Source organism: Actinomadura sediminis, assembly GCF_042675525.1.
GTDB lineage: Bacteria > Actinomycetota > Actinomycetes > Streptosporangiales > Streptosporangiaceae > Spirillospora > Spirillospora sediminis.
On record NZ_JBHTJA010000012.1, the window covers coordinates 82,242 to 95,607 of the forward strand.

At 73.9% G+C, this 13,366-nt stretch carries 16 protein-coding genes; 11 read left to right on the forward strand and 5 right to left on the reverse strand.

Features of this window, described 5'->3' with window-relative positions:
• Positions 1–89: 89 nt before the first annotated feature.
• The 7 genes from ACFQ11_RS09535 (at position 90) to ACFQ11_RS09565 (ending at position 5,803) form a co-directional block, all read left to right on the forward strand.
• A complete protein-coding gene (locus ACFQ11_RS09535) occupies positions 90–731 on the forward strand; it encodes a MarR family winged helix-turn-helix transcriptional regulator (RefSeq protein ID WP_378297631.1) in 642 nt (213 codons plus the stop codon).
• A 133-nt stretch (positions 732–864) separates the two neighbouring features.
• On the forward strand, positions 865–2,256 hold the full coding sequence (locus ACFQ11_RS09540) for an MFS transporter (protein ID WP_378297632.1): 1,392 nt from the start codon (positions 865–867) through the stop codon (positions 2,254–2,256).
• A 101-nt stretch (positions 2,257–2,357) separates the two neighbouring features.
• Complete coding sequence (locus ACFQ11_RS09545) at positions 2,358–2,951, forward strand: alpha/beta fold hydrolase (protein ID WP_378297633.1); 594 nt, start codon at positions 2,358–2,360, stop codon at positions 2,949–2,951.
• The gene (locus tag ACFQ11_RS09550; protein WP_378297634.1) at positions 2,948–3,166 is read left to right on the forward strand and encodes a recombinase-like helix-turn-helix domain-containing protein; all 219 of its coding nucleotides are present in this window, start codon (positions 2,948–2,950) and stop codon (positions 3,164–3,166) included. Before ACFQ11_RS09545 ends, ACFQ11_RS09550 begins: the two co-directional genes overlap by 4 nt.
• 5 nt (positions 3,167–3,171) lie before the next feature.
• Complete coding sequence (locus tag ACFQ11_RS09555) at positions 3,172–4,242, forward strand: Rieske 2Fe-2S domain-containing protein (protein ID WP_378297666.1); 1,071 nt, start codon at positions 3,172–3,174, stop codon at positions 4,240–4,242.
• Positions 4,239–5,057 (forward strand): RidA family protein, encoded by an 819-nt coding sequence (locus ACFQ11_RS09560; RefSeq protein ID WP_378297635.1) that lies wholly within the window; start codon positions 4,239–4,241, stop codon positions 5,055–5,057. Before ACFQ11_RS09555 ends, ACFQ11_RS09560 begins: the two co-directional genes overlap by 4 nt.
• Before the next feature lie 203 nt (positions 5,058–5,260).
• Positions 5,261–5,803 (forward strand): MarR family winged helix-turn-helix transcriptional regulator, encoded by a 543-nt coding sequence (locus ACFQ11_RS09565; protein ID WP_378297636.1) that lies wholly within the window; start codon positions 5,261–5,263, stop codon positions 5,801–5,803.
• Position 5,804: 1 nt separating this feature from the next.
• On the opposite strand, the gene ACFQ11_RS09570 is transcribed toward ACFQ11_RS09565, so the two are convergent.
• Positions 5,805–7,271, reverse strand: coding sequence for an aldehyde dehydrogenase (locus ACFQ11_RS09570; protein WP_378297637.1), 1,467 nt, complete (start codon positions 7,269–7,271; stop codon positions 5,805–5,807).
• 128 nt (positions 7,272–7,399) lie between these two features.
• Entirely contained in the window at positions 7,400–7,951 is a 552-nt protein-coding gene (locus ACFQ11_RS09575; protein ID WP_378297638.1) for a CGNR zinc finger domain-containing protein, read from the reverse strand.
• Positions 7,952–8,036: 85 nt separating this feature from the next.
• Here ACFQ11_RS09575 and ACFQ11_RS09580 point away from each other — a divergent pair, with 85 nt between their 5' ends.
• Positions 8,037–8,900, forward strand: a complete 864-nt coding sequence (locus ACFQ11_RS09580) for an alpha/beta fold hydrolase (RefSeq protein ID WP_378297639.1) — start codon at positions 8,037–8,039, stop codon at positions 8,898–8,900.
• A gap of 344 nt (positions 8,901–9,244) precedes the next feature.
• On the forward strand, positions 9,245–9,841 hold the full coding sequence (locus ACFQ11_RS09585; protein ID WP_378297640.1) for a hypothetical protein: 597 nt from the start codon (positions 9,245–9,247) through the stop codon (positions 9,839–9,841).
• Between the two features lie 42 nt (positions 9,842–9,883).
• Here ACFQ11_RS09585 and ACFQ11_RS09590 read toward each other — a convergent pair whose 3' ends face one another.
• The 3 genes from ACFQ11_RS09590 to rpmG all read right to left on the reverse strand — a co-directional run bounded on the left by ACFQ11_RS09590 (position 9,884) and on the right by rpmG (position 11,809).
• A complete protein-coding gene (locus ACFQ11_RS09590; protein ID WP_378297641.1) occupies positions 9,884–10,453 on the reverse strand; it encodes a dihydrofolate reductase family protein in 570 nt (189 codons plus the stop codon).
• Between the two features lie 59 nt (positions 10,454–10,512).
• A complete protein-coding gene (locus ACFQ11_RS09595; RefSeq protein ID WP_378297642.1) occupies positions 10,513–11,334 on the reverse strand; it encodes a metalloregulator ArsR/SmtB family transcription factor in 822 nt (273 codons plus the stop codon).
• A gap of 310 nt (positions 11,335–11,644) precedes the next feature.
• Positions 11,645–11,809: a 50S ribosomal protein L33 gene (gene rpmG / locus ACFQ11_RS09600; protein ID WP_378297643.1), complete on the reverse strand. Its 165-nt coding sequence runs from the start codon at positions 11,807–11,809 to the stop codon at positions 11,645–11,647.
• Between the two features lie 57 nt (positions 11,810–11,866).
• On the opposite strand from rpmG, the gene ACFQ11_RS09605 reads away from it, so the two are divergent.
• Complete coding sequence (locus ACFQ11_RS09605; RefSeq protein WP_378297644.1) at positions 11,867–12,988, forward strand: CobW family GTP-binding protein; 1,122 nt, start codon at positions 11,867–11,869, stop codon at positions 12,986–12,988.
• Positions 12,989–13,080: 92 nt separating this feature from the next.
• Positions 13,081–13,365 carry an FmdB family zinc ribbon protein gene (locus tag ACFQ11_RS09610; RefSeq protein ID WP_378297645.1) on the forward strand — a complete coding sequence of 95 codons (285 nt, stop codon included), beginning with the start codon at positions 13,081–13,083 and terminating at the stop codon, positions 13,363–13,365.
• Position 13,366: the final 1 nt, after the last annotated feature.

The following is a 13,366-nucleotide window of genomic DNA, read 5'->3' on the forward strand; positions in this document are numbered from 1 at the left end:
TCGGTCGGCGCAATGCCCCGGCTAGGATCCGTGCCGGGTTTCGGGCGAGCCGTCCGTCCCCACGGTGAGCTGCGCGAACGGGAGCGGAGATGGCGGATCGGGAGAGCGGGACCGGGCCGGTGAGCGGCGCCCCCGGGACGGACGAGGCGGACGGAACGGACGCGCCGGGACGGCCGGCCGGCCCGGGGGAGCCGGATGAGACCGACGAGATCGTGCGCCAGTGGCGGGCGATGCGGCCCGACCTCGACCCGTCGCCGATCGCGCTGCTCGGCCGCCTGCACCGCTCCTACCTGCGGTACAGCGGGCTGCTGTCGCGGCTGTTCGAGCGGCACGAAATCAACGCGGCCGTCTTCGACGTGCTGATCACGCTGCGCCGGTCCGGGCCGCCGTACCGGCAGTCGGCCCGCGAGCTGGCGGACACGTCCCTGCTCAGCTCGGCCGGGGTCACGCTGCGGCTGGACCGGGCGGAGAAGGCCGGCCTGATCGTCCGCGAGCGGGACGAGCAGGACCGCCGGGTCGTCTACTCGCGGCTCACCGAGCGCGGGTTCGAGCTGATCGAGCGGCTGCTGGCCGAGCACCTGGAGAACGAGCGCGCCATGATCGCCGGGCTGGACGGCGGGCAGATCGAGCAGCTCACCGAGCTGCTGCGGGCGCTGGAGCGGTCGCTGGAGGCCGCCGAACGCGCCGTGGAGGACGGCGGGGACGGGCGGGGCGGCCCGGGCGGCCGGTGAGTTCGCCGGGCGTCCGCAAAGATCGTTAGGTGCATAACCATTGACATCTAAGTATCTGGCCTCTTAACTAACTGCACCTGTGACGGCGGGCACAGCCCGGCGTCCGCGGTGCCGTGCGAAGGAGCCCAGCCCTATGACGACAGCCCCCGTGTCACCCAGCCTCACCGCGGAGATGGCCGCGCGCGTGGAGCGATTGCCGCTCTGCCGCTGGCACGTGAAGGTCCGCCTGCTCATCGGCGTCGTGACGTTCTTCGACGCCTTCGACCAGCTCCTCATCGCCTACGCGCTGCCCGTGATCAAGAACGAGTGGAGCATGAGCCCGCTCGCCGCCACCTGGGCCATCACCTCCGGCTCGCTCGGGATGCTCGTGGGCGCGCTGCTGTCCGGCTGGCTCGCCGACCGGGTCGGCCGCGTCAAGACGATCGTGTTCTCGCTGCTGCTGTACGCGCTGGCCAGCCTCGCGCTCGCGGCGTCCCCGTCGCTCGCGATCTTCCTCGTGCTGCGGTTCGTCCAGGGGGTCGGCATCGGCGGCGAGGTCCCGGTGGCCGCCACCTACATCGGGGAGATCACCAAGGCGGCCAGGCGCGGCCGGTTCGTGCTGCTGTACGAGCTGATCTTCCCGATCGGGCTCGCCACGGCCGCGGTCGTCGCGACCTTCGTCGTCCCGGCCTTCGGCTGGCGCTGGCTGTTCGCGATCGGCGCGCTCCCGCTGCTGGTCGTCCCGTTCCTGGCCACGATGGTCCCCGAGTCGCCGCGCTGGCTGGCCGGCCGCGGGAACCGCGCGGGCGCGGAGAAGGAGATGTCCCGCATCGAGCGCGAGGTGGAGCGCTCCACCGGCGCGGCGCTGCCGCCGCCCGACGTCGCGGCCGCGCAGAAGGCCGGGACCGCCGCCCTGCGCAAGGGCGAGGGCCGCGGCGGGCTCCGCGAGCTGTTCGCCGGACGGTACGCGCGCCGCACCGTCACCATCTGGGCGCTCTGGTTCACCGCCTACTTCGTCGTCTACGGCATCACGTCCTGGATGCCGACGATCTACCACACCGTCTACGACGTCCCGCTGGACGAGTCGCTCAAGTACAGCGTCGTGCCGCTGCTCGCGGGCATCGTCGGCTGCCTGGCCATCGCGCTGACGATCGACCGCGTCGGGCGCCGCCCGGCGATGGCGTTCGTGATGATCGCGGGCGGGCTGCTGCTGGGGCTGCTCGGCGCCCTCGGCGCGACGACCGTGACGCAGGTGTTCGTCCTGATCAGCCTCGCCACGATCTTCATCAACGCGGCGAACATGGGTCTCTACCTCTACACGCCCGAGCTGTACCCGACGCGCAGCCGCGCGCTCGGCGTGAGCATGGGCGGCGTCTGGAACCGCATCGGCGTGATCGCCGGGCCGATCGTCATCGGGTTCATCTACACCGACGGCACCGCGCCGGTGTTCCTGATGCTCGGCGTCGTCGCGATCGCGGGCGGCCTGGTCGCGGCCCTGTTCGCGCAGGAGACCGCGCGGCGGACGCTGGAGGAGATCTCCCCCTGACCGCACGGCGGCCCCCGGGCGCGCCCGCGCCCGGGGGTCTTGCCGGACCGATAGTTAAGCGCTTAGCTTCTTTGTGCTCAAGGATTGAAGGTGAGGCGCTCGTGCACGACGACCATCCGCCCGGACCCGGGACGGCCGCGCCGCCCGTCCTCGTCTGCCTCGGCGATCCCGCCGCCGCGCCCGCGACGCCCGCCGCGTTCGCCGCCCAGCGCGACGGTCTCGACCCCGACCTCCGCGTCGAGACCTGGGCGCCCCCCGCCGCGGCCGGAGCCGCGGCCGCACCGGACGACGCCGCGTTCGCCGAGGCCGTGCGGACGATCGGCGCCGGACGCCCCGTGCACCTGCTCGGCTTCGGCGCCGCCGCCCCCGCCGCCGTGACGCTCGCCGCCCGCCGCCCCGGCCTCGTGCGCGGCCTCGTCCTCGCGGGCCCGCACGCGGCGCCGTCCGGCACACCGCTGGACGGCGTCACCGCGCCCACCCTCGTGATCTGCGGCGACGACGACCGCGTCGCCGGCGAGCCGGTCGCCCAGACGTACGCGGGCGGCGTCCGCGACGCCGTGTTCGTCACCGTCGCCGGCGCCGGCCACCGGGTGCACGACGAGCGCCCGGACGCCTTCAACGCCTGGGTGCGGTCCTTCGCGCAGATCGCCGAGGGGCTGCCCCACCGAGCCGACACCCGAAGGAGTGCAACATGAGCGACCTCTATCTCGAGGTGCACCAGACCCGGGACCGCGAGCCCACCCCCTACGAGCTGAAGCTCGCCGGGGCCATCGAGGAGGTCTTCGCCACCGGCGTCCACGACCTGCCCGGCCTGGTCGCGGGCCTGCGCGCCCGCGGCGTCACCGCGCCGGGCGGCGAACCCCTCACCGAAGACACGTTCCGCGCCGAGATGAGCAGGCTGGGGGCTTGATCACCATGATGACCGCGAAGGCGACGCCGACCGCCGAGGACATCCTCGCCACCGGCCTGCGCAACCGCTGGTACGCCGTCTACCCGTCGCACCTCGTCGGCCCCGGCGAGATGAAGCGGCTGGTCCGGCTCGGCGAGGGCTGGCTGCTGTTCCGCGAGCCCGACGGCACCCCGCACATGATCGCGGACCGCTGCCCGCACCGCGGCGCGCGGCTCTCCCTCGGCCAGCACCTCGGCGACCGCATCGCCTGCGAGTACCACGGCGTCCAGGTCGACGGCACCGGCACGGTCGTGTCCGTGCCCGGCATGCCCGGCTGCGCCCTGGAGGGCAAGCGGGCCGTGAAGACGCTCCCGCTCCGCGAGGAGGCCGGTGCGGTCTTCGCCTACTTCGGCGACGACCTGCACCCCGAACCCGTCGAGTTCACGCTCCCGGACCGGCTCGCCGACCCCGAGACGTCCCACTTCCTCAACTACGTCGAGTGGCGGACCCCCTGGCGGTTCTACATCGACAACGTCCTCGACCCGATGCACGGCGCGTTCCTGCACCGCAAGTCGCACTCGATGGCGGAGGGCGAGAGCACCGCCCGGTTCCGCATCCGGGAGACCGACCGCGGGTTCTTCTTCGAGAAGACCGACCAGCGCGGCGTCAACTTCGACTGGGTCCAGTTCGCCCGCACCGGCCTCGACTGGGTCGACCTCGAGATCCCGTACGCCGCGTTCGCCGGGCCCGGCGGCCCCTTCGGCATCGTCGGCACCGCCACCCCGATCACCGCGACCGAGTCGGCCGTCTTCCACTGGCGCACCCGCCGCGTCCAGGGCTGGGAACGGGACGTGTGGCGGTTCCTCTACCGGACGACGATCGAGGAACGGCACTGGGTCGTCCTCGAACAGGACCGCCGGATGCTCGAGGTCATGCCGCCCGACGCCGACACGGGCGAGAACCTGTACCAGCACGACCTCGGCGTCGTCCGGATCCGCCGCATGTTCCGCGCGGAGGCCGAGCAGCAGGCCGCCGCGCTCGCCGAGGCCGCCGCCGCGAAGGCCGCCGCGCGGACCGGGGGAAGGGCCGCGTCGTGAGCGGGGAGGAGACGGTCCTGCTGACCGTCCTCCTCCGCCACGACCAGGGCAAGAACCTCCACGAGATCCAGGCGACGCTGGGCGAACGCGAATGGTGGACCCGCTTCCCGCCCGGACGGTCCGAGGTCGTGTCGTGGGTCGTCGCGATGGGCGTCGGCCAGATCGTCACCCTCCGCGTCCCGGCGAGCGAACTCGCCCTCGTGAACGTCGAACTGGAACGGAGCGCGTGGGGCGTCTTCGAGACGGAGTTCTACCCGACGTACGACTTCGTCCCCGTGCGCGAACGGCTGACGCGGGAGTGGCGGGCGTCGCGCGGGCACGACGCGCCGGACGACGTCCCGCACGCGGGACCGGCCCGTGCGGAGACGGTCCGTGCGGAGACGGTCCGTGCGGAGACGGTCCGTGCGGAGACGGTCCGTGCGGAGACGGTCCGTGCGGAGACGGTCCGTGCGGAGTCCGTCCCGGAGGCGCCGCGCCCGGGGATGTTCAGCAACGGCAAGCGGGTCGGCGACCGGTTCGTCCTGTCCGGCATGCACGCCGGGACCGGCGAGGGCGGGACGTACGAGCAGGCCCGCCGCGCCCTCGCGAAGATCAAGGCGCTCGTGGAGGCGGCCGGGGGGACGATGGACGACGTCCTCGCCCTCCGCGTGTACCTGACCGACATCGCCGACAAGGCCGAGGTGGGGCGGGCGCGCGCCGAGTTCTTCACCGGCGACTTCCCCTGCTCGACGCTCGTCGAGGTGTCGCGCCTCGCCGAGCCCGGCCTCACCGTCGAGATCGAGGCGGAGGGCGTCATCGGCTCGTCCGGACGCTGACCGCCGGCCGGCCGCCGCACCCTCCTCCGGGGTGCGGCGGCGTTCTCTTTCCGCTAAGTGAATTGCCGCACGATCCGCGTCCCGCGGCGACGGACCGTCTACCCTGGGAAGGCGGCTACCGGACGGATCATCGGCGGCCCGGTCCCGGCCGCCCGCGCGCGCAGGACAACCGAAGATTTCCCTCATCCCTCAGGAGAATCCCCGTGGCGTCGCAGCGTCCTTCGTCCGACCTCATCGATCTGGTCATCGAGCAGTGGGGCCGCGAGATGCCCGGGATGGACGTCGACAGCATCCGCGTCCTCGGCCGCCTGCACCGCTGCGACGTCCGGTACCAGACGCTCGTCGCCGAGACCCTCGCGAAGTTCGACCTCACCACCCCGGCGTTCGACGTCCTGGCGTCGCTGCGCCGCAGCGGCCCCGGGTACCGGCGCACCGCCGGCGAGCTCGCCCAGATCGGGCTGATCACCACCGGCGGCCTGACGCAGCGCATCGACCGTCTCGAGAAGGCGGGGCTCGTGCGCCGCGCCAAGGACGAGCACGACCGCCGCGTCGTCTACATCGAGCTGACCGAGGCGGGCCGCGACCTCATCGACCGGGTCGTCGAGGAGCACTTCCGCACGCAGGACCGGATGCTCGGCGCGCTCCGGCAGTCGGAGCGGCGCGAGCTGGCGCGGCTGCTGTCCCGCCTGGAGGTGTCCCTGGACGTCTTCGACCACCTGCGCGAGGACGACGCGGCGACCGCCTGACTCACCCGGCGGCCCAGGGGAGCGGCGCCTCGTCCATCCCCCAGTACACCGACTTCTGCCGCATGTACGACTTGATCCCCTCGCGGCCCTTCTCCGTGCCGAGCCCGCTCGCCTTGTGGCCGCTGAACGGCGTCGAGATGCTGAACTGCTTGTAGGTGTTCACCCACACCGTCCCCGCGTCGATCCTCCGCGCGACCCGCCAGGCCCGCCGGTAGTCGGCCGTCCAGATCCCGCACGCGAGCCCGTAGTCGGTGTCGTTGGCCTGCCGCACCAGGTCGTCCTCGCCCGCGAACGGCAGGACGACCGCGACGGGCCCGAAGACCTCCTCCCGGCAGATCGCCGCGTCGTTCGCGACGCCGCCGAGCACGGTCGGGAGGTAGTAGGCGCCGTCCTTCAGCCCGGGATCGTCCGGGACCGCCCCGCCGCACAGCACCGTCGCGCCGTCCCGCACGGCCGCGTCGACCATCGCCGCCACCCGGTCGCGATGCTCGTGCGTGACGAGCGGCGCGACCTGCGTCCGGGGATCGGTGCCCGGCCCGACCCGCAGCGCCTCCGCCCGCTCGACGAGCCGCCGGACGAACCCGTCGAACACCGACTCGTGGACGAACACGCGCGAGCCCGCGATGCAGCTCTGCCCGCTCGACGAGAAGATCCCGAACAGCACGCCCGCGAGCGCCTGCTCGGCGTCGGCGTCCGGGAACACGATCGTCGGCGACTTCCCGCCGAGTTCGAGCGTCACGGGCATGATCTTCTCCGCGGCCGCGCGGCCGATCGCCCGTCCCGTCCCGGTCCCGCCCGTGAACGACACCTTCCCGACGAGCGGGTGCCGGACGACCGCGTCGCCGACCGGCGTCCCGGGGCCCGGCAGCACCGACAGCAGCCCCTTCGGAAGCCCCGCCTCCGCGCACAGCCGCGCCAGCAGCAGCGACACGCACGGCGCCCACAGCGGCGGCTTCAGCACCACCGCGTTCCCGGCGGCCAGCGCGGGCGCCGCCTTCTGCGCGTCGCTCGCGATCGGGGAGTTCCACGGCGTGATCGCCCCGACGACCCCGTAGGGCTCGTGCGCGGTCATCGTCAGGTACGGGCCGCGCGACGGGGTGACGGCCTCCTCCATGGTCTCGAGCGCCGCGGCCGTGTACCGGAACGTCCCGGCCGCGCTCAGCGCGAGCGCCCGCGTCTCCGCCCGCGTCTTGCCCGTGTCGGCCGTCTGCACGGCCGAGATCTCGTCGGCCGCCGCCGCGATCCGCTCGCCGATCGCGTGCAGCACCCGGGCCCGCTCGTGCGGCAGCGCGTCCCGCCACCCGCTCTCGTCGACCGCCCGCCGCCCCGCCCGCACGGCCTCGTCGACGTCCTCGACGGACGCGCCGTGGAACCGTCCGATCACCCGCCCGGTGGCGGGGTCGCGCGTCTCGACGGGGGCGCCGCGGCCGCGCCGCCACGTCCCGGCGACGAAGATCGCGTCGTCCATGAGAACCCCCTTAGCCCGAAGACGCCATCGACGAGCGCGCCCGCCCCGCCCCGCGGGGCGCGGCGGGCGAACGCCGACCAGACCACCACCCTCAAGCGGCGCCCCCACCTTACGAGATGTCTTAGTGCTTAATCAATGCGTGCTTGATCGATACCGTGGGTCTTCCGGTAGTGGCGGGCCACGCGGACGCGGTTGCCGCAGCGGGCCGCCGAGCACCAGCGGCGGCGCGGATGCGCGGGCAGGAACAGCAGCACGCAGTCGTCGGCCTCGCACTGCCGCACCTTCGTGACCGCCGGGTCGGCCAGCAGCTCCGCGGCCGCCTCCGCGAGCCACGCCGCCAGCCCCGGCGCCGCCCGCCGGCGCTCGACCCGCACCCCCGTCCCGTCCCACGTCACCTCGCTGATCGCGGGAGCGGCACGCTGCGCGTCGTTGAGCGCCGCCAGGTCCCGCTCGTCCGGACGCTCCCCGTGCCGGACGCGCTTCAGTGCGGCCGCCGTGTGCGCGCGCACGTCCCGCACGGCGTCGAGGTCGTCCGGGGCGACGTCCGGGAGGCGCCCGGCCTGGAGCCGCGCCCAGGCGCGCAACTGCTCGGGCGTCGCGAGCAGGTCGCCGGCGGCCGTCCGGGTGTTCACGAGGTCCAGGGCCAGCGGCTCCCCGACCAGCGGCACGACATCGGTCATGTCCTAACGGTACATGGACGGGTTGACTCATTAGTCGCTCGCCCGCTACAACTAACGCGTCATCGCCCGAGAAAGGCATTAGCAGATGGTCGCTCGCATCGCCCACCGCCACCTCGACGTCGACGGAGTCCGCGTCTTCTACCGCGAGTCGCTCCCCGAGGACCCCGGCGCGCCCGTCCTGCTCCTCCTGCACGGGTTCCCGTCCGCGTCGCACCAGTTCCGGCGCCTCATCGACGCCCTCGGCGACCGCCACCGCCTCATCGCCCCCGACTACCCGGGGTTCGGCCGCACCGAGGCGCCCGACGGCTTCACGTACACGTTCGACCGGCTCGCCGACGTCACCGAAGGCTTCGTCGACCGGCTCGGCCTGTCCCGGTTCGTCATGTACGTCTTCGACTTCGGCGCCCCGATCGGCTTCCGGCTCGCCGAACGGCGCCCCGAGCGCATCGCGGGCCTGATCGTCCAGAACGGCAACGCCTACACCGAAGGCCTGTCGGACGCCGCCCGCGACTTCATCGCCCTGCGCCCGGACACCCCCGGCGCCGAGGCGACCGTCCGCGACCTCCTCACGCTCCCCGGAACCCGCGGCCAGTACGAGACCGGCGTCGCCGACCCCGCCCTCGTCGCCCCCGACGGCTGGACCCTCGACCAGCACTACCTCGACCTCCCCGGACGAAAGGAGGCCCAGGTGTCGCTCGCGTTCGACTACCGCACCAACCTCGAACGCTACGACGCCTGGCAGGCGTGGCTGCGCGCCCACACCCCGCCCACCCTCATCACCTGGGGCGCCCGCGACCCGTTCTTCCCCGCCCCGGGCGCCCGCGCCTACCTGCGCGACCTCCCCGACGCGGAACTGCACCTCTTCGACACGGGCCACTTCGCCCTCGAAGACCACCTCCCGCGGATCGCCCCGCTCATCGACGACTTCCTCACCCGCACCTGGAAGTGACCCGGGCACGTCCAACCGGAGGCCCGCCGCATCCGGCGCGGAACGGTGTGACGATGGCTTCGCCCGGCCGCGCCTGCACCGTCCGGTGGCGTCACCCCGTCGCCCCTTGCCGTGCTCGCCCACCGTGCCGACTCCTCTCACGGTGCCCGCACGACCGGTCGCCGTGCGGTCCGTCCCGGATGCTCAAGTGGCGGCGAGACCGCCGAACAGGCCCCGCAACCATCCCCGGCGCAGCCGCCGGGGCCGCCGCACCGGCGGCGCGGGCCGGGACCGGACGGGACGGGTGCGCGGCAGCTTCGTCCGCGCGTACCTCGGGAAAGCCGTGGCGCGACGACAACGGTCATTTGTCGAAGATCGCGAATGGTCTCAAGAACCCCTCGGCCGAACTGGCTGAACGGCTCGATGACGTGCTCGAGGCCCACGGCGAACTCGCGGCGTGCAGGTCGTCCATTCCTTTCCGCTGGTCTCCGGCGCCCGAGGAGGAAGAACGCCTCACCTTGATCTCGCAGCGTCCGGCCCGGCTTGACACCGGGGCGCTCGACGCGCTGGCGGCGCTGCTCGCGGCCCAGCGGCGTGCGGAGGACGCGATCGGGCCCACGGCGCTGCTCGGGCCGGTCGCTTCCCAGCTGGCGGCCGTTATGGGCATATTGCGTGACGCGACTGGGCCGCTGCGTGATCCACTCGGACGGATAGCGGCCGAGTGGACCGTCTTCGCCGGATGGTTGCACGCTGCCGTTCGCCAAGACGCGCATGCGCTGCGTCTGTTCGGCCGTGGCGAAGAACTGGCCGACGACTACGACGACGGCACCATCGGCACCGCCGCGACGAGCTTCCGCGGTTACGTCGCCCGGCGGCAAGGCCGTCCGCGTGCCGTGGTGCGCGCCGCGATGGCGGCCATGGCCACGCCGGGCGGGCGCCCTCCGATCGGTGCGGAGGAGTGACGCGCGGCCCCGGTCACCGAGGCGGCGGCCGGGGCGTTGCGGTCATGCGGTGGCCGGGGCGGGGCGGTAGCAGAGGCGGACCACGCCCGAGGGGAAGGTCTGGGTGTTGGAGAGTTCCAGCCGGACGGGGCCGATCTCGTCGAAGATCCGGGGCCCGGCCGCCCACAGGTAGGGGCTGAGGTTGAACCAGAACTCGTCGACGAGGTCGCGGGCGATGAGCTCGCGGGCCAGTTCGCCGGCGCAGGGGACGATCAGGTTGCCGTCGTGCCCGTCCTTGAGGCGGCTCACGCTCTCGGCGAGGTCGCCGTCGAGCAGGGTGGCGTTCCACTCCAGCGGTCCGGTCAGCGAGCGGGACGCGACGTACTTGGGCATGCCGTTCATCCGGGCCGCGTACGCCTCGAATCCGGGGACGTCGGCGAGCCGCGGCCAGGCGGCGGCCAGCCCCTGGTAGGTCTTGCGGCCGAGCACCATGGCGTCGGCCGCCTGCCACATCTCCAGCCCGGCCCGCATGCTGCCGGGGTCGGTGACGAGCCAGCCGCCCTGCGCCTCGGCCGCCGGGGCCTCGAAGGCGCCGTTGACGGTCATGGCGACGTTGATGATCAGTCGTCCCACGGGAAGCTCCTCGTGTCGGGTGTCGTACTCGGAAAGTCGTGCCGGGCGGGGGCGCCGGCTCACGCGCCGGTCGCCAGGAGGGCCGTGAGCCGGTCGAGGCTCTGGCCGAAACCGATCTCGATGCCGGCGACGAAGTCGGCGGACTCGACGGTGCTGCCGGTGAGCCGCCAGTGGACGTCCAGCCGCGTCCCGGCGTCGCCGGGCCGCAGGTCGAAGGTGATGTGGGCGGTGAAGGCGCGGCCGCCGTCGGGAAGCAGCGGGGACAGCCGGTAGGCCAGGCGCTCGGCGGGGCGCACGTCCTCGACGGTCCCTTCCGCGCGCCCGGCGACGGGGCCCGAGCCGTCGGTGTCCTCGACGTCGCGGTACTCCTGGACGATCCGTCCGCCCGGCCGCGCCTCGAAGACGAGTTCGGAGACCCGCAGATCGTCGGGCGTCCACCAGCGGGCCAGCAGCGACTCCTCGGTCAGGTACCGCCAGACCAGCTCGGCGGGAGCCGCCGGTGACCGGACGAACCCGAACGAGCGGCCGTCCGCCCATCCCGGCGCCTCGGCGGCGCGCCGCTCGGCGTCGAGGTTGGCCCCGTAGCGGTCGAAGGTCTCGCGGGAGCCGCCGGCCCGGTCCGCGATGTCGGCGAGCCGGGCGAACTCGGCCGCCAGGTCTCGCAGCGGGCCGGACCGGAGCGCGTAGATCCGGCGCTGGCCGGAGCGCTGGGACGTCACCACGCCCGCGCGTTCGAGGACCTGCAGATGCTTGGTCGTCTGCGGTTGGCGCGCGTCGGCGAGCCGGGCCAGCACGCCGACCGGCCGGGGCCGCTCGGCCAGCAGCCGGACGAGCCGCAAGCGCGCCGGATCGGCCAGCGCGGCGAGAAGGGGTGCGTCCATGAAGAGAAGTATTCTCCGCGACGAATATTCGTGTCAAGGAATACTTTGGCCTCGGCCGTTGCGGTTCGCGGCGGGGCCGCCTGTGGGCGCTCGCGGTGCTCCATCGGCGCGGCCACGACGTCCGCCCCGCCTGGGAGGGGCCCTCGCCGCCGCGGGCCTGGAGCCGGGCGAACCGCAGGACGCGGGGGCCTACCGCCGGACGGGCCACGGGACGTACCACGTCGTGGAGGCCGGGGGGAGCCGGTTCCGCGACCCGGCGGCGGGGGCCGCATGCCGCCCGAGGGGGGCGGGCGGCATGCGGAGAGCGGGCTCAGCGTTCTTCTCTGTAGAGGACGTGCCTGCGGACGATCGGGTCGTACTTGCGCAAGGTCAGGCGGTCGGGATCGTTCCTGCGGTTCTTCCGGGTGACGTACGTGTGCCCGGTTCCGGCGGTGGAGCGCAGCTTGATCACCGGTCGCAGGTCGTTGCGTGCCATCGGTTCTCCTCTCGACCATGGCATGATAGCGATAATCATTTTCACATGGAGGTCGCCATGTCCGTTCCCGTCGTGCTGGTCGCCGGGGTGCACGCCGCCGCGCGGACCGCCGTCGTCGACCGGCTGCTGCGCGAGCACCCCGGCGCCGTCGCCGTCCACCACGACCTGCGGGCGATGCCCGGCGGGCTCGTCACGCGGACGGTCCGGGACGCCCGCGCGGTGCTCGACCGCGCGATGATCAGGCTCGATCACGGGTGCGTGACCTGCACCGTCCGCGAGGACCTGATCCCCGAGCTGCTGCGCCGGGCCGCGCACGCCCGGCCGCTGGTGGTCGACCTGTGGGACTGCGTGGAGCCCAGGACGGTCGCCGAGGCCGTCGGCGACCCGGAGCTGCGCGACCGGCTCCGGCTCACGGCCGTCCTGACCGCGGTGGACGCCGAGCTGATGCCCGTCGACATCTGCCGGGGCGACCGGCTCGCGGAGACGGGCGCCCCGGTCGCCCCCGGCGACGAGCGCCACCTCGCCGAGGTGCTGGCCCACCAGATCGAGTACGCGACCGTCCTCGCCGTCCCCGGCGGTGCCGACGAGGACGACCTGCAGGTGTGCCGGGACGTGCTCGGGCACCTGGCGCCGCTCACTCCGGTCGCCATGCCGGACGATCCCTTGCCCGCGCTCACCGGCCCCGCGCTGTGCGTCCGCGAACTCGCCGACCGGGTCGACCCGGCCACCGCCCGGCTGCCCTGCCCGGCGCACAGCCCCACCGCCGACACCGTCGTGTGGCGCCGGAGCGCGCCCCTGCATCCGGCGCGGTTCTTCGACGCCATGGACGTCCTCGCCACCGAGTCGGTGCGCAGCCGGGGGCGGTTCTGGCTGACGAACCGGCCCGACCGGATGCTGACCTGGGACGCCGTCGCCGGTGTCGTCACCCTGGAGGACGCCGGGGAGTGGCTCGCCGCGCTTCCCGCGGCCGCGTGGGACGCGGTCCCGCCCGCCCGCCGGGTCGCCGCCGCGCTCGACTGGACGGCCGAACACGGCGACCGCGTCCAGCACCTGGTCCTGACCGGGCCGGGGCTCGACGCCGACCGGATCCACGCGCTGCTGGACGCCTGCCTCCTGCGCCCGGACGAGCCCGCCGCCGACCTGGACGACCCGTTCGCCGCCTTCTTCGACGCCGCCTGACCCGCCCGCCCCGGCCCCGCCCGCCTGACCTGCGGCTCCGTCCGTTTAGTGGCGCCTCCTGGCGGAATAGTCGGCCCACGGAGGCATTGGGGGTGTCCGTGGCGATCTACCGGTACCGGTGCGCGGAATGCGGGACGTTCGACGTCGCCCGCCCGATCGGGACGGCCGGGGCCGCGGAGCCCTGCCCCGGCTGCGGCCGCGCGGGGACCCGCGTGTTCACGCCGCCGCTCGTCGGCCGCACCCCGGGGCCGCTGGCGCGGGCGCTGGACGCCCAGGAGGCGAGCGCCCGCGAGCCGCGGGTCGTCCGGCGGGACGCCCGGCCCCGCCCGGCCGCGCCGCCCGCCGATCCGCGGCGGGCCCGGCTGCCCCGGCCCTGAC